The organism is Pseudomonas sp. TE6283, from assembly GCF_054060555.1.
On sequence record NZ_JBSSDH010000035.1, the window covers coordinates 1 to 22,665 of the forward strand.

Sequence of the window (22,665 nt, forward strand, 5' to 3'; positions counted from 1 at the left end):
TCGTTCTTGCATGGAACCTCCTGAATGGGCGAATCATATCGCCCTTAAGAGGTGTCCGGGGTTAGTAGACCACTACACCTTGTGTCGCGAAAGGGCTGCGAAGCAGCCCCGGGATTCCAGCATCGCTACAAAGATCGTGGGGCCGCGTTGCGGCCCTTTCGCGACACAAGGCCGCTCCTACAAAGATTGCGTATAGCCTGTGATTGTCTGCTACCAGGCCACCGCCTCCCGCCCCCTGACCCGCACCTGCTGCGCCGGCACCCGCGCATGCCATTGCACCACGCCCAGCGCCTCGATCTGGAACTGGCTGCGCAGCGTGCGCCCCTCTTCCTCGAACGACAGCTGCAGCACGAAATGGCCGCTGTTGAGCAACAACCCTTCGCTGAGTCGGGCGAAGGTCTCGTCGTCCACAGCCCCCAGCGCCTGGCGTAATGCCGCGGCATCCACATAACCCGCCGCCGGCCGGCCGCTGATGATGCGGCTGAGCATCGAACGGGAAAACTGCCCCTCGTACAGGGCCTCCAGCAACGGCAGGTGCTCCAGCCCCAGGGCGTTGGCATTGAGTCGCCAGCCACCGGTCGAGGGCAGTGCGCAGAGCATCCGGTAGCGGCCTTGCCGGCCACTGTCCGGCTCCAGCAGCAGGTTGAGCTCACTGGTGTCGAGCATCGGCTGGTTGGCCGCCAACCGGGATGGCTGCTGGCGCAGGTACTGGGCACTCTCGGCCCCTTGCAAGCGGGCATCGCTGTCGGCATCCAGCCAGTCGGCCAGGGCATCGACCAGCCGCTCGGCAGCCATGTCGTCGCCGAGCAGTTGGCGCAACTGGCGCTCGGCCCGTGGTCCGTCCTCGCCCAGCAGGGCATTGACGTTGAAGCATGTGTGCTGGTCGATCACCCGCAGTTGCGCCTTGCCGGCACCGAAGTCATAGGCCAACGGCTGCCCACGCAGGGCCTGCCAGAACAGCGGGCTGGCCCGCCAAGCCGGATCGCGCAGGGCCTGGGAAGCATAGGCAAGCCCCGCCTGCTCCATGGCCCGTACCTGCACCCGCTGGTGCAACAGGCGCACCTCGTCCACCTGGCGCCGGCCATCTTCCACCAGCCAGGCCAGCCCCGCCGCGAGCATCGCCAGCACCACCAGCACCATCAGCAGTGCCGCGCCCTGTTGTCGCCTGCGCCCCATCCCTGTCTTCCTGTCAGCGGTAAAAAGCGCCAGTCAACACGCCCGTTGTTTCAGCCAGATGGCAGTCATGTGCCCGTCATCTGCACAAGGCAGGATTGGCCTTCTTTTTCTTTGGCCTGACAGGAGTGGTCTTACATGGGTGGCATCGGAATCTGGCAATTGGTGATCGTGCTGTTGATCGTCTTCCTGCTGTTCGGCACCAAGCGTCTCAAGGGGCTGGGCAGTGATGTCGGTGAAGCGATCCAGGGCTTTCGCAAGTCCATGGGAGGTACTGCCGACAATGGCGTCGAGCAGCAACCCCAGGTGCTGAACAATCAGCCGGTGCAGCAGGCACAAACGGATCGTCAGGCCTGATGTTCGAGATCGGCTTCACCGAACTGCTGCTGGTCGGCATCGTCGCCTTGCTGGTGCTCGGCCCCGAGCGCCTGCCGGTGGCGGCGCGTACCCTCGGCCGTGGGCTGGGCCAGGCGCGGCGGGCGCTGCATGCGTTGAAGACGCAGGTGGAGCGGGAGATCGACATGCCCGCCCTGGATGCCGCGCCGTTGCAGCGCCTGGAGCAGGAGATCCGCCAGGGCATCCAGCTCGACGCGACGCCGGCCAATGACCCGACCCCGGTCGTCCACACCAAGGAAAGCGCCTGATGTCCCTCGCCCTCGACCAGGCGGCGCGCATGCCGCTGACCGACCACCTGCGTGACCTGCGCAAGCGCCTGGTGCGCTGCCTGCTGGTGGTTGCGCTGGTGTTCTGCGGCTTGTTCCCCTTCGCCCAGACGCTGTACACGCAGATCTCCGAACCGCTGCGCCGCTACCTGCCCGAAGGCGCCAGCATGATCGCCACCAGCGTCACCTCGCCGTTCCTCACGCCGTTCAAGCTGACGGCGATGTGCGCGCTGTTCGTCGCCATGCCGCTGCTGCTGCACCAGGCCTGGGGCTTCATCGCCCCGGGCCTGTACCGCCGCGAACGGCGCATTGCCCTGCCGCTGCTGGTGTCGAGCATTCTGCTGTTCTACGGCGGCATGGCCTTCGCGTTCTTCCTGGTGTTCCCGATGATGTTCGGCTTCTTCGCCAGCGTGACCCCGGACGGGGTAGCGATGATGACCGACATCGGCTTGTACCTGGACTTCATCCTGGCGCTGTTTTTGGCGTTCGGCCTGGCCTTCGAGATCCCGGTGGCGACCTTCATCGTGGTCTGGGCGGGGCTGACCGATGTGGCCACGCTGCGGCGCAGCCGGCCCTATGTGATCGTCGGGTGTTTCGTGGTGGGGATGATCCTGACGCCGCCGGATGTGTTTTCCCAGACCCTGCTGGCGGTGCCGATGTGGGTGCTGTTCGAGGTGGGGTTGCTGGCGTGTGGGTTGGTGCGCCGGGCGGGGTAGACCGATGGATTGTCGGGGCTGCTTTGCAGCCCTTTCGCGACACAAGGCCGCTCCCACAGGATATGTACCAGTTCTGCCATGGTGCGGTCCCTGTGGGAGCGGCCTTGTGTCGCGAAAGGGCCGCATAGCGGCCCCCCGGGTGTCATGAGGTCTTCCTGTTCAACCCCACCTCCATGTCATCGATCAGCGCCTTGGCCATGGCACTGAGGATTCGCGCCGAGCTGCCGGCCAGCAGGTCACCCTCCATTTCCGCCTCGCAGGTCAGGTGGCGGATGCAGCCAAGCAGCACCGACAACTCGCTGAAGGCGTCCTCGAAGGAAACGCCTGGCTCGACCTTGAACAGGTCCAGGCAGACCGTGCGGCCTGCGGTGTGGCCGCGAGTCATGGTCGGACCTGCGGCTTGTGTTCGAGCAGGGCGCAGGCCAGTTGGCCGAGGTAATCGCTGGCGGTGAACAGGCGGTCCTGGGCTTCTCCGGGTTCGGTCTTGAAGTAGATATCGAGGACATCGGAAATGGCGGTGGCCACTTCGACGGCGGCGGTCATGGCCTCATCGCGGGTGAGCGTGGAACGGATGCTGATGAAGGGTGCGAGACGGGGTGGATCGGGGACGATTTTTTTCATAGGTCCAACTCTTGTGCGTTCCAAGGAAGCGCCATCCCATGGCAATTCTCACAAGACAAAGGGTGGCAGCCGTGAACGGGGTGAGAATCCGGGGCACAAGAAACCCGGTCAGACCGAAGTCTGCCCGTGCACGGCTGCCATGAAAGGACTGCCGAAAAACTTGTACTCCAGGATTCTCACACCCTGGTCACCAAATGTGGCGACCCGGTGAAGTTATCCCTGGGGTATTTCCCCGACAACGCGGCAGCTTCCGGCAAGCGCGTAGGATAGTTCCCAAGCTTTGCTGGCTGAAGCATTTGGTTTCAGGTTCGGAAATATCCGACAGTCTTTGAGATCGCCGGGGCTGCTGCGCAGCCCAGAATCAAGAACGAGATTCCTGATCAGACCAGTGGTATTGACCTGGTATTAAAGTGGTATTAATTTCCACCCAACAACAATACCGGACACCGCCCATGCGTCCTCTATCGGCCCTGCGCCCCGACGACACCAGCGCCACCCCGCTCTACCTGCAGTTGGCGCGCAACCTTGAGCAGGCCATCCACGCCGGCCAATGGACCGCCGACCAGGCGCTGCCCTCGGAGCGCACCCTCAGCGAAACCCTGGACATCTCCCGGGTCACCGCGCGCAAGGCCCTTGAGGTCCTGCTCGAACAAGGCCTGATCCATCGCATCCAGGGCTCCGGCACCTTCATCACGCCACGCCTCGAACAACCCCTGTCACGTCTGTCGAGCTTCAGCGAAATGCTGCGCATGAAGGGCTTCGTGCCCAGCTCCCAGTGGCTCGAGCGCAGCATCGGCACCCCGAGCAACGACGAACTGATCCGCCTCGGCCTGTCGCCCACCGACCAGGTGGTCCACCTCAAGCGCCTGCGCAAGGCCGACGATATCGTCATGGCGGTGGAGGTCAGCACCCTGCCCGCCCGCCTGCTCGGCGACCCGCAGGCCATCGGCGATTCGCTCTACCAGCACCTCGACCGGCTCGGCCGCCCGGTGGTCCGCGCCCTGCAACACATCCGCGCAATCAACGCCAGCGACGAACTGGCCGCCCAGGTGGGGATCGCCCCCGGCACCGCCATGCTGCTGATGACCCGTATCGGCTACCTCGACGACAACACCGCCATCGAGCTGACCGACACCTACTGCCGCAACGACTACTACGACTTCGTCGCCGAACTGCGACGCTGACCGGAGCCCCCATGGACATCGCCAACATCCTCACCCCCGACGGCTGGGTGCGCGGACAACTGCACCTCGAAAACGGCCGGATACGGGCCATCGACGGTACGCCGTGCGACCCGCAGGCCAACGACCTGCCGTACCTGCTGCCCGGCTTCATCGACCTGCACGTGCACGGGGGTGGGGGCAGCGACATCATGCAGGGCGGCGAGGCCTTCGCCACCATCGCCCGCACCCACCGTCGCTTCGGCACCACCTCGCTGCTGGCCACCACCATGACCGCGCCCCGCGAGGAGCTGACCCGCGTGCTCGCCGAACTGGGCGAACACCTCAGGCAACCGCGCCAGGGCGCGCGCATCCTCGGCGTGCACCTGGAAGGCCCGTACATCAACCCCGGCAAGCTCGGCGCGCAGCCGAACTTCGCCCACCAGGCGCTGCTCGACGAGGTCGAGCAATACCTGGCCCTGGCGCCGATCAAGGTCATCACCATCGCCCCGGAAATCGCCGGCCACCTGCCGCTGATCCGCGCCCTGAGCCAGCGCGGCATCCGCCTGCAGCTCGGCCATACCCTGGGCAGCTACGAAGAAGGCGTGGCGGCCCTGGAGGCCGGCGCCACCAGCTTCACCCACCTGTACAACGCCATGAGCCCGCTGCACCACCGCGAGCCGGGCATCGTCGGCGCGGCCCTGGCCCACGCCCGCTACGCCGAGCTGATTCCCGACCTGCTGCACGTGCACCCCGGTGCCATGCGCGTGGCCCTGCGCTCGATCCCGTGCCTGTACTGCGTGACCGACTCCACCGCCGCCGCCGGCATGCCCGACGGCGAATACCGCCTGGGCAGCCACACCGTGACCAAGTGCCTGGGCGGCGTGCGCCTGCCCGACGGCACCCTGGCCGGCAGCACCCTGACCATGGACCAGGCCCTGCGCAACCTGGTGAAGATCGGCCTGCCGCTGGCCGAAGCCTCCGAGCGCCTGTCGCGCCATCCCGCCGATTATCTCGGCATCGCCGACCGTGGCCGCCTGCAACCGGGCGCCTGGGCCGACGCGGTGCTGCTGGACCGCCAACTGAACCTGACCGCCGTGATGATCGAAGGAGAAACCGCATGAGTTCAAGGATGCTCGAAGAAGCCCGCGCCTGCGCCGAGGTCGTCGAACGTCAGACGCAGACGCTGGACCCGCGCCTGGAAACCCTGGCCGAACAGCTGCGCCGGCTCGATCCGCAAGTGGCGCTGACCGTGGCCCGGGGCAGCTCGGACCACGCCGCCAGCTACTTCGCCTACATCGCCATGCAGCAGCTGGGCCTGCCGGTGGCTTCGCTGCCGATGTCGGTGGTGACCCTGCAGCAGGCGCCACTGCGAGTACGTGGCCAGGTGGCGCTGGGCTTCTCGCAGTCGGGCCAGAGCCCGGACCTGGTCGACAGCCTGCGGCGCCTGGGCCAGTGCGGGGCGACCACGGTCTCGCTGGTCAACGCCGAAGGCTCGCCCCTGGAGCAGGCCTGCCAGCACCACTTGCCGCTGTGCGCAGGCCCTGAGCTGTCGGTGGCGGCGACCAAGAGCTTCGTCGCCACCCTGGCTGCCGGCGCCCGCCTGGTCGCCCACTGGGGCCAGGACCGCGCCCTGCTGGAAGCCGGCCTTGCCCTGCCCGCGCAGCTGCGCGAGGCCGCCGCGCAGGACTGGAGCCCGGCCATCGACACCCTGCGCGGCAGCGAGCGCCTGATGGTGATCGGCCGCGGCGCGGGCTTCGCCATCGCCCAGGAGGCCGCGCTCAAACTCAAGGAAACCTCGGTGATCCAGGCCGAGGCCTTCAGCAGCGCCGAAGTGCGCCATGGCCCGATGGCCCTGATCGATGCCCAGTACCCGCTGCTGGTGTTCGCCCCGCGTGGCGTCGAGCAGGCCGGGCTGCTGCAACTGGCCGCCGACATGCGCCAGCGCGGCGCCCGCGTGCTGTTGGCGGCACCGGCCGATATCGCCGGGCGCGACCTCACCCTGAGCGGCGCCGAACACCCGGCCCTGGACCCGCTGCTGGCGATCCAGAGCTTCTACATCATGGCCGCGGCCCTGGCCGAGGCCCGCGGCCTCGACCCCGACCAGCCGCGCCACCTGAGCAAAGTGACCTGCACGCAGTGAAGCCGCGAGGAACAGCGCATGCCCGACAATAACAAGATCATCCTCCATGCCCCGCTCGCCGGACCGCAGGTACCGCTGGACCAGGTACCGGACCCGGTGTTCAGCAGCGGCACCCTGGGCGACGGCGTCGCCATCGACCCGTTGAACGACGAGCTGCACGCGCCCTGCGCCGGCGAAGTGGTGCAACTGGCGCGCACCGGCCATGCGCTGACCCTGCGCGCGGCCAACGGCGCGGAAGTCCTCTTGCATATCGGTGTCGACACCGTGCAGCTGCAGGGGCGCGGTTTCTCGCCGCTGGTGGCGCTGGGCGACCAGGTGACACAGGGACAACCGCTGGTGCGCTTCGACATGGACCTGGTGGCGCAGCACTGCGTCAGCCTGGTCACCGTGATGCTGGTCAGCAACGGCCCGGGCTTTGGCCTGACGCGACTGGACACAGGTGCTTCGCGCCTGGGCGCGGCGCTGCTGGAGGTCGAGGCCACGGGCAGCGAAGCGCAGGCACGACCGGTCAGCCATGAGTGCGCACGCGGTCATGCCCGGGTCGCTCATCATGGCGGCCTGCATGCCCGCCCCGCTGCCCTGCTGCGCCAGACCGCGCAAGGCTTCCAGAGCCATGCCGTGCTGCGCTTCGCCGAGCGCGAGGCCGACCTCACCAGCCTGGTGGCGGTCATGGGCCTGGGCGTTGGCGAAGGCGCCGAAGTCGAACTGATCTGCATCGGGCCGGACAGCCAGGCCGCGCTGCAGGCGTTGATCGCCGCCGTGCAGACCGCCTCGGTCGGTGAACGCCATGCCACCCACGTGCCCACCAGTGCCGCCACACCCAAGCCCAATGCAGAGCCCGGCGTGCTCAACGGTGTCTGCGCCGCCCCCGGCCTCGCCCTCGGGCCACTGGCGCGCCTGGACGGCATCAGCCTGCCGGCAGACAGCGGCGACAACGACCCCGGCGAGCAGCACCAGGCGCTGAACAGCGCCCTGGCCGAGGTCCGCCATGCCATCGACCGCGACTGGCGGCACCTGCCTCGCGGCCAGGAGGATGCGGCGGCGATTCTCGAGGCCCACCTGGCCCTGCTCGACGACCCGGCCCTGCTCGGCGATGCCCGCCAGCATATCGCCTGCGGCGTCGCCGCCAGTCATGCCTGGAGCCGCGCCATCGAGACCCAGTGCCAGGTCCTGCGCAGCCTGGGCAACCCGTTGCTGGCCGAACGCGCCAACGACCTCTACGACCTGCAGCAGCGAGTGCTGCGCGCCCTGCTCGGCGAAACCCGGCAACTGCGCCTGCCACCGGCGGCCATCGTCGTCGCCCACGAACTGACCCCCTCCGACCTGCTGCTGCTCGCCCGCCACGATGTCGCCGGGCTGTGCATGGCCGCCGGTGGCGCCACCTCGCACGTCGCCATCCTCGCCCGTGCCCGCGGCCTGCCATGCCTGGTGGCCGTGGGCGAAGCGCTGCTCGACCTGCCCGCCGGCACGCCCCTGGTGCTGGACGCCGACCAGGGCCGCCTGGAAACCCAGGCCGCCCCGCAACGCCTGGCCGAGGTCCACTGCCACCTGCAGCAACGCCGCGAAATCCGCCAGCGCCAGCAGGCCGCCGCGCAGCAAGGCGCGTGTACCCGCGATGGCCAGTTGATCGAGGTCGCGGCCAACGTCGCCAGCGCCGAAGAAGCCGCCCAGGCCCTGGCCCTGGGCGCCGACGGCATCGGCCTGCTGCGTAGCGAGTTCCTGTTCATCGACCGCCCCACCGCACCGGACGAGGCCGAGCAGCGCAACGCCTACCAGGCGGTGCTCGACGCGATGGCCGAACGTCCGGTGATCATCCGCACCATCGACGTCGGCGGCGACAAGCAGCTCGACTACCTGCCCCTGCCGGCCGAGGCCAATCCGGTGTTGGGCCTGCGCGGCATCCGCCTGGGCCAGGTCCGCCCGGAGCTGCTTGACCAGCAACTGCGCGCCCTGCTCCAGGTCAGCCCGCAGCGGCGCTGCCGGATCATGCTGCCGATGGTCACCGAGGTCGACGAGCTGATCGCCATCCGCCAGCGCCTCGACCGGCTGGCCGCCGAGTTGGGCGTGACGGCACGCGCCGAACTGGGCGTGATGATCGAGGTGCCGGCCGCGGCGCTACTCGCCGAGCGCCTGGCCGAGCACGCGGACTTCTTCTCCATCGGCACCAACGACCTGTCCCAGTACACCCTGGCCATGGACCGTGACCATGCCGGGCTGGCGGCGCGGGTCGATGCCCTGCACCCGGCACTGCTACGCCTGATCGAGCTGACCTGCCAGGGCGCGGCGAAACACGGCCGCTGGGTTGGCGTGTGCGGTGCGCTGGCCAGCGATCCGCTGGCCACGCCGGTGCTGGTCGGCCTCGGCGTGGCCGAGCTGTCGGTCAGCGCGCCGCAGATCGGCGAGATCAAGGCCCTGGTCCGCCAGCTCGACGCCGGTGCCTGCCGCCGCTTCAGCCAGGGCCTGCTGGGCCTGGCCAGCGCCGGCGCCGCACGCCAGGCGTGCCGCGACTTCGCCGCGCAATCCCACGCCCAATCCGTGGCCCCCATGGCCCTACAACAATAATCGGAGCGCACCATGTACCAGCACTTCATCCAGGGCCTGCAGCGGCTCGGCCGCGCCTTGATGCTGCCCATCGCCATCCTGCCCATCGCCGGTCTGTTGCTGCGCCTGGGCGACACCGACCTGCTCGATATCGCCCTGTTGCATGACGCCGGGCAAGCGATCTTCGCCAACCTGGCGCTGATCTTCGCCATCGGCATCGCCGTGGGCTTCGCCCGCGACAACAACGGCACCGCGGGCCTGGCCGGCGCCATCGGCTACCTGGTGCTGGTGGCGACGCTGAAGGTGATCGATCCGAAGATCGACATGGGCATGCTCGCCGGCATCATCTGCGGCCTGCTCGGCGGCGGCCTGTACAACCGCTTCAAGGACATCCAGCTGCCGGACTACCTGGCGTTCTTCGGTGGCCGGCGCTTCGTGCCGATCGCCACCGGGGTATCGGCGGTGTTCCTCGGGCTGCTGTTCGGCCTGATCTGGCCACCGATCCAGCACGGCATCAACGCGCTCGGCCAGCTGATGCTGGAGAGCGGCAGCATCGGCGCGTTCTTCTTCGGCGTGCTCAACCGGCTGCTGATCATCACCGGCCTGCACCATATCCTCAACAACCTGGTGTGGTTCGTCTTCGGCAGCTTCCAGGCGGCCAGCGGCCAGGTGGTCACGGGCGACCTGGCACGCTTCTTCGCCGGCGACCCGAACGCCGGGCAGTTCATGGCCGGCATGTTCCCGGTGATGATCTTTGGGCTGCCTGCCGCCTGCCTGGCCATGTACCGCCATGCCCTGCCACAGCGGCGCAAGCTGATCGGCGGGGTGCTGCTGTCGATGGCGCTGACCTCGGCGCTGACCGGGGTGACCGAGCCGATCGAATTCGCCTTCATGTTCCTGGCGCCGCTGCTGTACCTGATCCATGCGCTGCTGACCGGGTTGTCCATGGCCATCTGCGACCTGCTGGGGATCCGCCTAGGCTTCACCTTCTCCGGCGGCGGCATCGACATGGCCCTGGGCTGGGGGCGTTCGAGCAACGGCTGGCTGGTGTTCCCGGTGGGCGTGCTCTATGGGTTGGTCTACTACTTCGTGTTCGACTACTGCATCCGCCGTTTCGACCTGAAGACCCCCGGCCGCGAGGAACAGGCGGCCAGCCAGGCCGAGGGCAGCGATGCGCCGCGGGCCCGGCGCTATATCGACGCCCTCGGCGGCGCGGCCAACCTGCAGGGCGTGGATGCCTGCACCACGCGCCTGCGCCTGGTACTGGCCGACCGTAACCTGGCCCGCGACCAGGACTTGAAGGCCCTCGGCGCCCTCGCCGTGGTACGCCCCGGTACCGGTGGCAGCCTGCAGGTGGTGGTGGGGCCGATGGCCGATGCGCTGGCCGACGAGATTCGCGGGGAACTGCCCCATGCACGGGTGGCGGCACCGGTTGCCGAGAAGGCCGCGGTGGCCACCGAGACGGTCGTCGCGGATGAATGGCTGCAGGCCCTGGGCGGGCGCGAGAATGTACTGGAGGCGCAGTGCGTGGCCTCGAGCCGGGTGCGGGTGCGGGTCAGGGATGAGGCCAAGGTAGAGCAGGAGCGCCTGGCCGCCTTGGGCTGCCAGGGAGTGAGTCCGCAGGCGGGAGGGGTGTGGCATCTGGTCGTGGGTAGCAAGGCGCCTGCGTTGGGCAGCGCTTTGCAGGGCTGAAAAGCATCGCGGGGCAAGCCCGCTCCCACAAGGTATCAACAGGCCTTGTGGGAGCGGGCTTGCCCCGCGATGTCATTCGACGCCGTTCTAGAAGTCAGCCAGCGGCCAAACCTCATAAGCCGGCGTTTCATACGGGTGGCTCTGCTTGAGCGCGGCGACCACCTGGGCGATCAGCGCATCAGCCACCACCAGCTCCACCTTCCACTCCTCGACCACCTCGACCTGGCCGGTCTGCCCGAGGTACGGCTGGCTGCCGTCCAACGGGCGGAACTGGCCCTGGCCAAGGGTCTGCCAGGCGCAGTGGTCGTAGTCGCCGATGCGTCCGCCACCAGCGGCGAACACGGCGGCCTTGACCACCTCGACATGGCTGTCGGGGACGAAGAAGGCGAGTTTGTACACCCTTAGTTCACCCACACCCGCGCATTGCGGAACATGCGCATCAGGGCCGCGTCTTCCTGCCACTCATCCGGGCGCCAGGAGTTCTGCACGGCGCGGAACATCCGCTCCGGGTGCGGCATCATGATGGTCACGCGGCCGTCGCGGCTGGTCAGGCCGGTGATGCCACGCGGCGAGCCGTTCGGGTTGGCCGGATAGGCTTCGGTGACCTTGCCGTGGTTGTCGACGTAGCGCAGAGCCACGCAACCGGACAGGTCGGCTTCCAGCAGTGCCTCTTCGCTGGCGAACTCGGCATGGCCTTCACCGTGGGCGATGGCGATCGGCATACGCGAACCGGCCATGCCCTGCAGGAAGATCGAGTTGGACTTCTGCACCTCGACCATGGCCACGCGCGCCTCGAACTGCTCCGAGCGGTTGCGCACGAAGTGCGGCCAGTACTCGGTGCCCGGGATCAGCTCGTGCAGGTTGGACATCATCTGGCAACCGTTGCACACGCCCAGGGCGAAGCTGTCGGTACGCTCGAAGAAGGCCTGGAAGGCATCACGGGCACGGGCGTTGAACAGCGCCGACTTGGCCCAGCCCTCACCGGCACCCAGCACGTCGCCGTAGGAGAAGCCACCGCAGGCCACCAGACCTTTGAAGGCTTCGAAGTCGACACGGCCAGACAGGATGTCGCTCATGTGCACGTCGACCGCAGCGAAACCCGCGCGGTCGAAGGCGGCAGCCATCTCGACCTGGCCGTTGACGCCCTGCTCGCGCAGGATCGCCACTTGCGGGCGCACGCCCTTCTTGATGTACGGCGCGGCGATGTCTTCGTTGACGTCGTAGCCGAGCTTGACCGACAGGCCCGGGTTGTCTTCTTCCAGCAGGGCGTTGAATTCCTGATCGGCGCAGTCGGCGTTGTCGCGCAGGCGCTGGACCTGGTAGCTGGTCTCGGCCCACTGGCGCTGCAGCAGGCGGCGCTCACCCTTGAACAGTTCTTCGCCTTCGAACTTGATCAGCACTTCACCGTTGTTGATCGGCTGGCCGATCACGGCGACGCAATCTTCGCCCAAGCCTGCAGCGCTGAACTGCGCCAGTACGTCCGGCGTGGCGTCCTGACGGACCTGGATCACTGCGCCCAGCTCTTCGTTGAAGAGGATGGCCGCGACTTTCTCGCGCTTGCTGGTCAGGTTGCCCAGTTCCAGGTCAAGGCCGCAGTGGCCGGCAAAGGCCATTTCCAGCACGGTGGTCATCAGGCCGCCGTCGGAACGGTCGTGGTAGGCCAGCAGGTGGCCGTCTTCGTTCAGGCCCTGGATCACGGCGAAGAACGCCTTGAGGTCCTCGGCATCATCGACGTCCGGCGCCTGGGCGGCCAGCTTGCCGTGGGTCTGCGCCAGGATCGAGGCGCCCATGCGGTTCTGGCCACGGCCCAGGTCGATCAGGATCAGGTCGGTTTCGCCCTTGTCCATGCGCAGTTGCGGGGTCAGGGTCTTGCGGATGTCGGTGACCGGGGCAAAGCCGGTAATGATCAGCGACATCGGCGAGGTGACGCTCTTCTGCTCGCCCGCTTCGCTCCACTGGGTCTTCATCGACATCGAGTCTTTACCGACCGGAATGGTGATACCCAGCTCCGGGCACAGCTCCATGCCGACGGCCTTGACGGTGTCGTACAGACGGGCGTCTTCACCCGGGTGACCGGCGGCGGACATCCAGTTGGCCGACAGTTTGATGTCGGACAGCTTCTCGATGCGCGAGGCCGCCAGGTTGGTCAGCGTTTCGCCGATCGCCATGCGCCCGGACGCCGGGGCGTCGAGCAGGGCCAGCGGCGTGCGTTCACCCATGGCCATGGCTTCACCGGTGTAGACGTCGAAGCTGGTGGCGGTGACGGCGCAGTCGGCCACCGGCACCTGCCACGGGCCGACCATCTGGTCACGGGCCACGAGGCCGGTGATGGTACGGTCGCCGATGGTGATCAGGAAGCTCTTGCTGGCCACGGCCGGGTGACGCAGGACACGCTCGACCGAGTCCTTGAGTTCCAGGGTGCTCGGGTCGAACTCATCGCCCAGCTCCGCTTCGCGGGTGACCGAGCGGTGCATGCGCGGCGGCTTGCCCAGCAGCACGTCCAGCGGCATGTCCACCGGGGTGTTGTCGAAGTGGCTGTCGGTGACGGTGAGGTGCTTCTCTTCGGTGGCCTCGCCGACGACCGCGAACGGGCAGCGCTCACGCTCGCAGATGGCCTGGAAGCGCTCGAAGTCCTCGGCGCTGACCGCCAGCACGTAGCGCTCCTGGGATTCGTTGGACCAGATTTCGTGCGGGGCCATGCCCGGCTCGTCGTTGGGCACGTTGCGCAGTTCGAAGCGACCACCGCGGCCACCGTCGTTGACCAGCTCCGGGAAGGCGTTGGAGATGCCGCCGGCGCCAACGTCGTGGATGAAGGCGATCGGGTTCTTGTCGCCCAATTGCCAGCAGCGGTCGATGACTTCCTGGCAACGGCGCTCCATTTCCGGGTTCTCGCGCTGTACCGAGGCGAAATCCAGGTCGGCGGAGCTGGCGCCGGTGGCCACCGACGAAGCGGCGCCGCCGCCCAGGCCGATCAGCATGGCCGGGCCGCCGAGCACGATCAGCTTGGCGCCGACGGTGATCTCGCCCTTCTGCACGTGGTCTTCACGGATGTTGCCCATGCCGCCGGCGAGCATGATCGGCTTGTGGTAGCCACGGACTTCTTCACCGTGCGGGGTGTTGATGCCCTGCTCGAAGGTACGGAAGTAACCGGTCAGCGCCGGACGGCCGAATTCGTTGTTGAACGCGGCGCCGCCCAGTGGGCCTTCGATCATGATGTCGAGGGCGTCGACGATGCGCTCAGGCTTGCCGTACGGCTTCTCCCAGGGCTGCTCGAAGCCCGGGATACGCAGGTTGGACACGGTGAAGCCGGTCAGGCCAGCCTTGGGCTTGGCGCCACGGCCGGTGGCGCCTTCGTCGCGGATCTCGCCGCCGGAGCCGGTGGAGGCGCCGGAGAACGGGGCGATGGCGGTCGGGTGGTTGTGCGTCTCGACCTTCATCAGGATGTGCACCGGCTCCTGCACCGCGCCGTACTGGCGGGTCTCAGGGTTCGGGAAGAAGCGGCCGGCGACGCTGCCGACGATCACCGAGGCGTTGTCCTTGTACGCAGACAGCACGCCTTCGCTGTGCATCTGGTAGGTGTTCTTGATCATGCCGAACAGGCTCTTCTCCTGCGCCTGGCCGTCGATGTCCCAGCTGGCGTTGAAGATCTTGTGGCGGCAGTGTTCGGAGTTGGCCTGGGCGAACATCATCAGTTCGATGTCGTTCGGGTTGCGCGCAAGGTTCTGGAAGGCGTTGACCAGGTAGTCGATCTCGTCCTCGGCCAGGGCCAGGCCCAGGTCGATGTTGGCCTGTGCCAGGGCGGCGCGGCCACCGGCGAGGATGTCCACCGAGGTCATCGGCTTGGGCTGGGCGTGGCTGAACAGGTCGGCGGCGTCTTCGAGCTTGGCCAGCACGCGCTGGGTCATGCGGTCGTGCAGCTCGGCGGCGAGCACCTGGGCGTCGGCGTCGGAAATATTACCGGCGACGTAGTAGGCGATGCCGCGCTCCAGGCGCTGGATCGACTGCAGGCCGCAGTTGTGGGCGATGTCGCTGGCCTTGGATGCCCAGGGCGAGATGGTGCCCAGGCGCGGCACGACCAGGAACAGGCGGCCGGCCGGCTCCTGCACCGGCACGCTCGGGCCGTACTTGAGCAGACGGCCCAGCACCTGCTGCTGGTCGGCGGTCAGCTCGCCGTCGACGTCGGCGAAGTGGGCGAATTCGGCATACAAACCAGTAACAGCGGGGACTTTCTGGCTCAGTTGCTCGAGTAATTTACCGTGGCGAAAGGCAGAAAGGGCAGGAGCGCCGCGCAGGATCAACATCGTCGGGACAGCCTCAGGAAGGGGTGTGCTTAGAGGCCGTGCATTCTAGCCTAATTCGCAGGCTTTCGGCACCCGCTCAACGCCAATGCTGCCGGGCGGTGGAACCGGACCCAGGGGTCAAAAAAAACCAGGGCTTTTGATTGCGGTAGCGGCCGAATCGCGGGGCAAGCCCGCTCCCACGACCGGCTGCGCCCTGTCGCAGGCACAGCGACGTGCTACCAGACAAGCCACATATTGTCGAGATATGGCGCCGCCGGTCCTTTGCGTATACTGCACCCTATGTTCGCCCACACTGCTTTGCGCCAGCGATGCGCCAGATGGCTCCTCGCAACCGGACTCTTCCTGATGCTCGGTGCCTGCGTTGAAAAACCCAGCACCCTCGAACGCGTCAAGGAGGATGGCGTATTGCGCGTGATTACCCGCAACAGCCCGGCCACCTACTTCCAGGACCGCAACGGCGAAACCGGTTTCGAATACGAACTGGTCAAGCGCTTCGCCGACGACCTGGGCGTGAAGCTGGAGATCGAGACCGCCGACAACCTCGATGAGCTGTTCGACCAGCTGGGCAAGCCGTCCGGCCCGGTACTGGCCGCCGCCGGCCTGGTCAGCAGCGAGCGCCGTGTCGCCCAGGCGAAGTTCTCCCACCCCTACCTCGAGGTGACCCCACAGGTCATCTACCGCAATGGCCGCTCGCGGCCGACCAGCGTCAAGGGATTGGTGGGCAAGAAGATCATGGTGCTCAAGGGCAGCAGCCACGCCGACCAGCTCGCCGAACTGAAAAAGCAGAATCCGGGGCTGGAGTACGAGGAGTCCGACGCCGTCGAGGTGGTCGACCTGCTGCGCATGGTCGACGAGGGCCAGATCGACCTGACCCTGGTCGACTCCAACGAGCTGGCCATGAACCAGGTGTACTTCCCCAACGTGCGCGTGGCCTTCGACCTGGGCGATACCCGCGACCAGCGCTGGGCGGTGGCTGCCGGCGAAGACAACAGCCTGCTCAACGAGATCAACGAGTTTCTCGACAAGTCGCAGAAGAACGGCACCCTGCAGCGTCTGAAGGACCGCTACTACGGCCACGTCGATGTCCTCGGCTACGTCGGCGCCTACACCTTCGCCCAGCACCTGCAGCAGCGCCTGCCCAAGTACGAAAAGCACTTCAAGACCAGCTCCAAGGTCGAGCAGGTCGACTGGCGCCTGCTCGCCGCGATCGGCTACCAGGAGTCGATGTGGCAGCCGGAGGTCACCTCCAAGACCGGCGTGCGCGGCCTGATGATGCTGACCCAGCGCACCGCCCAGGCCATGGGCGTGTCCAACCGCCTGGACCCCAGGCAGAGCATCCAGGGTGGCGCCAAGTACTTCATGCTGGTCAAGGACCAGCTCGACGACAGCATCAAGGAGCCAGACCGCACCTGGTTCGCCCTGGCCGCCTACAACGTCGGCAGCGGCCACCTCGAAGACGCCCGCACCCTGGCCAAGCGCGAAGGCCTGAACCCGAACAAGTGGCTGGACGTGAAAAAGATGCTGCCGCGCCTGTCGCAGAAGCAGTGGTACAGCAAGACCAAGTACGGCTACGCCCGCGGTGGCGAGCCGGTGCACTTCGTGGCCAACATCCGCCGCTACTACGACATCCTCACCTGGGTCACGCAGCCGCAGCTCGAAGGCCAGGTGGCCGAGGGCAACCTGCATGTGCCGGCGGTGAACAAGGACAAGCCGGCGGAGCAGTCGCCGCCGATGTGATGCCATCGCGGGGCAAGCCCGCTCCCACGATATCGGTGGGAGCGGGCTTGCCCCGCGATCGATCATTGACCTTTCGCCCGCCGCGCCTTGAAGAACTCACTCAAGATCGTTCCGCACTCCTCTGCCAGCACCCCACCCTCGAACATCACCCGATGGTTGAGAAACCCCTGGCTGAAGAACTGCCCTTGGCTCTGCACGATCCCCGCCTTGGGCTCCAGCGCCCCGTAGACCACCCGCGCCACCCGCGAATGGACGATCAGCCCCGCGCACATGCTGCACGGTTCCAGGGTCACGTACAGGGTGCTACCCGGTAGCCGATAATTGCTGGCCGACTTGGCCGCGGCACGGATCGCCACCATTTCGGCGTGGGCGCTGGGGTCGCTGTCGGTGATCGGCCGGTTGAAACCCTGGCCGATCACCTGGCCGTGCTGCACCAGCACCGCACCCACCGGCACCTCGCCCATGGCGGCGCCCTGGGCGGCCAGCTCCAGGGCCAGGCGCATGAACTCCTGGTCGCGGCTGCGATCGATGATCTGCGGTCGCATCAGACCACCGCGATCGCGGCCATCAGGCCGGTTTCCATGTGGTCGATGACATGGCAGTGGAACATCCAGGTGCCTGGGTTATCCGCCACCAGCGCCACCTGTGCCCGTTCGTTCTTGCCCAGCAGGTAGGTATCGGTGAACCACGGCTCGACGATCTTGCGCCGATTGGAGGCGATCACCTTGAAACTCATGCCATGCAGATGGATCGGATGCTGGTACTGGGTCATGTTCTTCAGCTCGAGGATGTAGCTCTTGCCCTTCTGCAGCGTGGCGATCGGCCGGTCGGCGCAGGTCTTGTCGGTGATGTCCCAGGCCTGGCCATTGATCTGCCACAGGCTCGGCGGCTTGCCGTTCTCGGTGTTCACCGAGACCTTGCCGACCCATTCGAAATTGAAGTTGAGCTTCTCGGCATTCTCCAGGTCCGGCTCGGCGACCGGGTTGGGCGGCAGGGCCTTGGGCCAGTCGCCGGGCGCCTCGCTGCTGGCCACCGAGCGCAGGGTGCCCAGGCGCACGAAGCCGTCTCGCAGGGAAACTTCCTCGCCCGCCTCGGGAATGCGGATGGCCAGACAGATGCGCATGCCCGGCCCAAGCCAGTACTCGTCGCCCAGCGGTCGCGGGGTCACCGGATTGCCATCGAGAGCGTAGATCATCGCCTCGCAGTTGCCCTTGAGGTTCAAGCGGTAGGTCCAGGTGTTGTCCAGGTTCAGCAGGCGTACCCGCACCACCTGCCCGGCCGGCAGTTCGGTAACCGACTCAGCCTGGCCGTTGATGGTGATCAGGCGCCCGGCGGTGCCGTTGCGGGCCGCCTCGCGGGGGATGCTGAACGGCAGCCAGGCGCCCTGCTCGTCCACGTGCCAGTTCTTCAGGCTAAGGGTGCGTTCGTGCTTGAAACCGGTCGGTTCGCGCTCTTCGACAATCAGTGGGCCAACCAGCCCACGCCCCAGTTCCTCGGAGCTGCTCACATGGGGGTGATACCAGTAGCTGCCGGCATCCGGCACACGGAACTTGTAATCGAAGTATTCGCCCGGCTTGACCGGCAACTGCGAGACATATGGAACCCCGTCCATCTCCAGCGGCAAACGGATGCCGTGCCAGTGGATGGTGGTCTCGACGGGCAGATGGTTGATGAAGCGCACCCGCAACCAGGTATCCTGGCGCACCCGCAGCTCGGTGCCCGGCGCCGACGGGCCGAAGGCCCAGGCCTCGGTCTTGAAACCTGGTACCAGCTCGACGTCCAAGGGCGCTGCGATCAGCTCGTAGTCGTGCCCGGCGTTGTCGTCCTCGACCTTGCCCAGCCAGTAGCGTGCCGCGCCTCCGGCGCCCAGGCCTACCACCACCAGGCCGGTCAGGCCCTTGAGCATTTGTCGACGGGTAAAGGACATCGGTGCGGGTACCTCGTGTTTTGCACAATCAGTCTGCCAGCAATGGCCGGCGATGAAGGGCGAATACGATACACCTGCAAATAGGAAAGATTAAGTGAAGTGTTGTCGCAACGGCTGACAGGCAGGCCCCGCCCGGCCAGCGCAGCCGAGACCGGACACTGCGCCGAAAATGACTGCTCGGGCTAGCAATTCAACCAAGGCGCCTGCACTATCACGCACCGTCCCCGCACGCTGCGATTCGAGACTTTGCATCATGTGTTGTGCCCCTGGGTGAGCAGATACGCTTGTTGTCGGTGGATATCGACCAGCCTCCATAGCGTCTGGATGCTAATGTTCAGTGCGCTTTTGATCGCCTGCCAATCGCCGCGCGAGGCGCTGCAAGAACTGGCTGAAGAGCATGGCCGACATTTGCAGGTGCTGCCGGGCCACACCTACCCGCTCGTCATGCTCGCGCCGCCCCCCGCAGCAAAGATAACCCGCCTGCGTGTCTACCTGGAAGGCGATGGTCACGCCTGGTCAACGGCCACTCAACCCAGCCTGGACCCGAGCCCGCACAATCTGCTGGTACCACGGCTGGCGATCAATGATCCGACCCCGAATGTGTATTTGGCACGCCCCTGCCAGTTCATCATGGCCGCAGCCTGCCAACCCTCCCTGTGGACCCATCGACGATTCTCCAGTGAGGTGGTTACTCGCCTCAGCCAAGCGCTGGACCAGTTGAAGCAGCAATATGCCAACAGGGAATTCGAACTGGTGGGGTATTCAGGTGGTGCCGCCCTCGCCTTGTTGTTGGCGGCCCAGCGCAACGATGTTACCCAGGTGCAAAGTCTCGCTGGCAACCTCAGTCCACATCTGTGGGCAAGAATGAAAGGCTTGTCGCCACTCGAGGGCTCATTGGATCCGCTGGACTATCGCGATCGGCTTGCCTCGCTACCTCAACGTCATTTCATTGGAGCAGCAGACCCAATCATCCCTGCCAGCTTGGCCGATAGTTACCAACAGGCGCTTGGCTCCCCCCTCTCCCAATGTGTCCTTGTACAACAAGCAAGCCATGACAGAGGGTGGGAGGCAACATGGCGCCAGTGGGCTCAAACGCCGCTGGCACCGCTCCCTTAAGACCTGGCCTGGACGAGGCTCTTCGCCTAATCGTTGAGTGCCGTTAATACTGAGTGGCAGTTCCAAAAAGCTGCCGCGAAGCATTCTTCAGGCTTTTTAGTTCGGTTTTATCGTTTTCATGATGAATTTTCCTGCAGGCATCGTGTAGATTGCACGCGTTTAAAATCAGCACTTCACCGACACGCTGGCTGGGATGCCTATAACAAACGCTGATGCGCAGTGTTCCCTGCCGGTTTCTCCCTGTAAGGATACGACTGTCTTGAGCATCCACCTCTTGCGCCGCTCGCTGTTGGCGCTGTCTGTCGCCGCGGCTACTGCCCATGCCACACCCGCACCCGACTTCAACCATGACCTGAGTACAGGGGCCTACAACAGCTCCGGTGATGTATTCAACAACGTCACTTTCACCGGCACGTCGCAGAATGCAGGTGTAACGTTGGTTAACGTGACCCTGGCGGGCAACCTGGTCAACCAGGGCAAAATCAACCTGGCGGCTGCGAATACCAGCGATGTCCTGTCGGGTATCAGCATGACCCTCAACTCTACCGCCACCGGCGACCTGGTCAACCAGGGCGACATTACGGTAAACAGCAACAGCGCCATGGGGCTGGACCTGTACCTGGCGAAGATTACGGGTGAAGTGAACAACAACGGCAACATCGCTGTGACTGGCGAAGGTGCCAATGGCATGATGATCACCTCGACCCAGGCGAACATCAACAACTCGGGCACCATCACCGCTCGCGGCATCGACTCTGCGGGTATCGAAGTTGAGAACGCCCGCTTCACCGCTCAAGTGTTGGGTGGCGACTTCAAGACCGCTATCAACAATAGCGGGACGATCTCGGCCGATGGGGTGGGCATTCACTTTGTCAGCCTCGACCCCTCGGGCGGTTTCAGCATTTTCGCCATCACGCAGACAAGTGGCCTGATCGAAGGCGGCACTGCGGCAATTCTGGCGGACGACAACACCTCGCCCTCTTATTTCTACTGGCACGCCGGGCAAGTAAAAGGTGACCTGCTGGGTTTGAACGGTGTGCTGGTGAGCGGTGAAGCGATATTCGATGGCTCGACCATCCGTGCCGGTTACGTCGATATCGACGGTGGTCGCCTGACGCTGCTCCGCCCACAGACGACCATCGTGGGCGGCCTGGACCTGGACAGCGACACTGCGCGCCTGCGTCTGCTGCTGGATAACGACACATTGCCTGAAACGCCGATTCTCAAAGTCACAGGCAACACCTACTTCTCTGAGGGTAGCCAGGTCGAACTGCAAGCTCGCTCCGACGACTTCCGTACACCAGCCCAGGGCACTCGTTACACCCTCATCAACTCAGGCACCTGGGAAGATCCGCAGAACTTGTCCGTGGTTTCCTCCTCGGCACTGCTCGAGGTGAAAAGCTTCGGCATCGAAGGCCAGGATCTCAAAGCGCTGGTCGCCACCCGCAGTGACGAGGCGATCACACAGGGCCTGCAGGATGCCAGTGGCTCGGACAACGCGGTGAACGCGATCAAGCCGCTCAAGAACACCGTCTTGGGCCTGATGGACGAAAGCGACCCGGTGTTCCAGCGTTTCGCCAACGCCGCCACCAACGAAGAACTGGCCAAGCTTGCCGAAACCCTGACCCCGGATGTCAGCCGTGGGGTGATTCATGCCGCCACCAGCGGCCAGAACCTGGTCACAAGCGCCATCAACCGTCGCGCCAGCAAAGCGCGCAACGGCCAGTCCTCCGGTGACGTCCTGGCAGAACAAGGCATATGGCTGCAAGCGCTGTCCAGCGATGCCAACCAGGACAGCCGCCGCGGCGTCGACGGCTACGACGCCAAGACACACGGCATTGCCGTGGGTGCGGACGGCAAGCTCGACGCCAATACCACCCTGGGCGTGGCGTACAGCTACCTCACCAGCAATGTGAAATCCGACCTGGGCAGCAAAACCGACGTCAGCGGCCATGCACTGACCTTGTACGGCAACTGGGCCCGTGACAACTTCTTCGTCGACACCTCGCTGATGTATGGCTGGAACGACAACGAGTCCAAACGCTACATCGCCGGTACCCGCTCCAAGGCCGACTACGACAGTGAAATCTTCGGCGTCAACGCCCTGGCAGGCTACACCTTCCAGCTCGACAAGCAGTGGCTGCTGGAACCACAGGTCGGTGCGCGCTATGCCAACGTGTCGATTGATTCGTACCGTGAAAAAGGCAGCTCAGCAGCCCTCAACGTCGGCAGCCAGCGCTATGAAATCGGCGAGATGGGCCTGGGCGCTCGCCTGGCGGCCGCTTTCGACGTGGGTGTAGGCACCCTGGAACCGGAAGCCAAGCTGATGGCCTGGCACGACTTCATCGCTGACAAGGCCAGCACCACCTCCACCTTCGTCCTTGGAGGCACCCCGTTCACCACCACGGGCGCGAAACCTGCGCGCGACAGCTACGAGCTGGGACTGGGTGCAAACTACCGCGTGGGCGCGTGGAGCGTAGGAGGCACGTACAACTACCTGGCCAGCAGCGGCTTCAACGCTGACACCTTCAGTGCGAACGTGCGTTACGACTTCTGATCAACGTCTTCGCCTGAAATGACAAAGCCCGCTGATGCGGGCTTTGTCGTTTTAGGCTGTCGGGCTATGCCGGACGCGGGATCATTCCCACTCTATTATCAACTGCCAATTTAAACCCTGTTAAATAGGATATTTAATTCATACAGACTAACCAATACCATGATTAGTGCCATGCCAAAAAATCCATCGGGGCGGTCAATGGATCGTCACTTCAACCTTCATAGTGAATCGCCCCTGGTTTCGTAGACACCTCCAAGCCTCATAATGAGGCCCAAATAGGAGGTGCCATGAGTCGTCAGCGTTACCCTGAAGAATTCAA

18 protein-coding genes are annotated in these 22,665 nt (G+C 65.6%); 11 read left to right on the forward strand and 7 right to left on the reverse strand.

What is annotated here, in order from left to right:
* Positions 1–210 precede the first annotated feature (210 nt).
* Entirely contained in the window at positions 211–1,176 is a 966-nt protein-coding gene (gene gspK / locus ACVWZ5_RS24940) for a type II secretion system minor pseudopilin GspK (RefSeq protein WP_062574995.1), read from the reverse strand.
* A gap of 135 nt (positions 1,177–1,311) precedes the next feature.
* On the opposite strand from gspK, the gene tatA reads away from it, so the two are divergent.
* From tatA to tatC, 3 genes are read left to right on the forward strand one after another with little or no spacing between them, the layout of a single operon-like run.
* Positions 1,312–1,530 carry a twin-arginine translocase TatA/TatE family subunit gene (gene tatA, locus ACVWZ5_RS24945; RefSeq protein ID WP_062574996.1) on the forward strand — a complete coding sequence of 73 codons (219 nt, stop codon included), beginning with the start codon at positions 1,312–1,314 and terminating at the stop codon, positions 1,528–1,530.
* Positions 1,530–1,817: a Sec-independent protein translocase protein TatB gene (tatB, locus tag ACVWZ5_RS24950; protein ID WP_062574997.1), complete on the forward strand. Its 288-nt coding sequence runs from the start codon at positions 1,530–1,532 to the stop codon at positions 1,815–1,817. The genes tatA and tatB overlap by 1 nt, the downstream gene beginning before the upstream one ends.
* Complete coding sequence (gene tatC / locus ACVWZ5_RS24955; protein ID WP_028691618.1) at positions 1,817–2,551, forward strand: twin-arginine translocase subunit TatC; 735 nt, start codon at positions 1,817–1,819, stop codon at positions 2,549–2,551. The genes tatB and tatC overlap by 1 nt, the downstream gene beginning before the upstream one ends.
* Positions 2,552–2,693: 142 nt before the next feature.
* On the opposite strand, the gene ACVWZ5_RS24960 is transcribed toward tatC, so the two are convergent.
* Together ACVWZ5_RS24960 and ACVWZ5_RS24965 are read right to left on the reverse strand one after the other, a co-directional pair.
* Positions 2,694–2,936 (reverse strand): DUF3077 domain-containing protein, encoded by a 243-nt coding sequence (locus ACVWZ5_RS24960; protein ID WP_028691619.1) that lies wholly within the window; start codon positions 2,934–2,936, stop codon positions 2,694–2,696.
* Positions 2,933–3,172: a hypothetical protein gene (locus tag ACVWZ5_RS24965; RefSeq protein ID WP_069017647.1), complete on the reverse strand. Its 240-nt coding sequence runs from the start codon at positions 3,170–3,172 to the stop codon at positions 2,933–2,935. Before ACVWZ5_RS24965 ends, ACVWZ5_RS24960 begins: the two co-directional genes overlap by 4 nt.
* Positions 3,173–3,624: 452 nt before the next feature.
* On the opposite strand from ACVWZ5_RS24965, the gene ACVWZ5_RS24970 reads away from it, so the two are divergent.
* The 5 genes from ACVWZ5_RS24970 to nagE are packed head-to-tail and all read left to right on the forward strand — an operon-like array spanning position 3,625 to position 10,708.
* Positions 3,625–4,356, forward strand: a complete 732-nt coding sequence (locus ACVWZ5_RS24970; RefSeq protein WP_028691621.1) for a GntR family transcriptional regulator — start codon at positions 3,625–3,627, stop codon at positions 4,354–4,356.
* A gap of 11 nt (positions 4,357–4,367) precedes the next feature.
* A complete protein-coding gene (gene nagA / locus ACVWZ5_RS24975; RefSeq protein ID WP_084943503.1) occupies positions 4,368–5,456 on the forward strand; it encodes an N-acetylglucosamine-6-phosphate deacetylase in 1,089 nt (362 codons plus the stop codon).
* Positions 5,453–6,475: an SIS domain-containing protein gene (locus tag ACVWZ5_RS24980; RefSeq protein ID WP_084943500.1), complete on the forward strand. Its 1,023-nt coding sequence runs from the start codon at positions 5,453–5,455 to the stop codon at positions 6,473–6,475. The genes nagA and ACVWZ5_RS24980 overlap by 4 nt, the downstream gene beginning before the upstream one ends.
* An 18-nt stretch (positions 6,476–6,493) precedes the next feature.
* Positions 6,494–9,037, forward strand: coding sequence for a phosphoenolpyruvate--protein phosphotransferase (gene ptsP, locus ACVWZ5_RS24985; protein ID WP_457340930.1), 2,544 nt, complete (start codon positions 6,494–6,496; stop codon positions 9,035–9,037).
* Between the two features lie 12 nt (positions 9,038–9,049).
* Complete coding sequence (gene nagE / locus ACVWZ5_RS24990; RefSeq protein ID WP_062575003.1) at positions 9,050–10,708, forward strand: N-acetylglucosamine-specific PTS transporter subunit IIBC; 1,659 nt, start codon at positions 9,050–9,052, stop codon at positions 10,706–10,708.
* Positions 10,709–10,795: 87 nt separating this feature from the next.
* On the opposite strand, the gene ACVWZ5_RS24995 is transcribed toward nagE, so the two are convergent.
* Positions 10,796–11,107, reverse strand: coding sequence for an NGG1p interacting factor NIF3 (locus ACVWZ5_RS24995; protein ID WP_050704166.1), 312 nt, complete (start codon positions 11,105–11,107; stop codon positions 10,796–10,798).
* A gap of 2 nt (positions 11,108–11,109) precedes the next feature.
* Positions 11,110–15,009 (reverse strand): phosphoribosylformylglycinamidine synthase, encoded by a 3,900-nt coding sequence (gene purL / locus ACVWZ5_RS25000; RefSeq protein WP_260271040.1) that lies wholly within the window; start codon positions 15,007–15,009, stop codon positions 11,110–11,112.
* 279 nt (positions 15,010–15,288) lie between these two features.
* Between purL and mltF the strand changes: the two genes are divergently transcribed.
* Positions 15,289–16,746 carry a membrane-bound lytic murein transglycosylase MltF gene (mltF, locus tag ACVWZ5_RS25005; protein ID WP_062575005.1) on the forward strand — a complete coding sequence of 486 codons (1,458 nt, stop codon included), beginning with the start codon at positions 15,289–15,291 and terminating at the stop codon, positions 16,744–16,746.
* Between the two features lie 62 nt (positions 16,747–16,808).
* Here mltF and tadA read toward each other — a convergent pair whose 3' ends face one another.
* Together tadA and ACVWZ5_RS25015 are read right to left on the reverse strand one after the other, a co-directional pair.
* Complete coding sequence (gene tadA / locus ACVWZ5_RS25010) at positions 16,809–17,291, reverse strand: tRNA adenosine(34) deaminase TadA (RefSeq protein ID WP_062575006.1); 483 nt, start codon at positions 17,289–17,291, stop codon at positions 16,809–16,811.
* Positions 17,291–18,673 (reverse strand): multicopper oxidase family protein, encoded by a 1,383-nt coding sequence (locus ACVWZ5_RS25015; protein WP_457340931.1) that lies wholly within the window; start codon positions 18,671–18,673, stop codon positions 17,291–17,293. The genes tadA and ACVWZ5_RS25015 overlap by 1 nt, the downstream gene beginning before the upstream one ends.
* Before the next feature lie 330 nt (positions 18,674–19,003).
* Here ACVWZ5_RS25015 and ACVWZ5_RS25020 point away from each other — a divergent pair, with 330 nt between their 5' ends.
* Together ACVWZ5_RS25020 and ACVWZ5_RS25025 are read left to right on the forward strand one after the other, a co-directional pair.
* Positions 19,004–19,789 carry an alpha/beta hydrolase gene (locus tag ACVWZ5_RS25020; RefSeq protein WP_139121120.1) on the forward strand — a complete coding sequence of 262 codons (786 nt, stop codon included), beginning with the start codon at positions 19,004–19,006 and terminating at the stop codon, positions 19,787–19,789.
* Between the two features lie 259 nt (positions 19,790–20,048).
* Entirely contained in the window at positions 20,049–22,346 is a 2,298-nt protein-coding gene (locus ACVWZ5_RS25025) for an autotransporter domain-containing protein (RefSeq protein ID WP_457340932.1), read from the forward strand.
* Positions 22,347–22,665 lie beyond the last annotated feature (319 nt).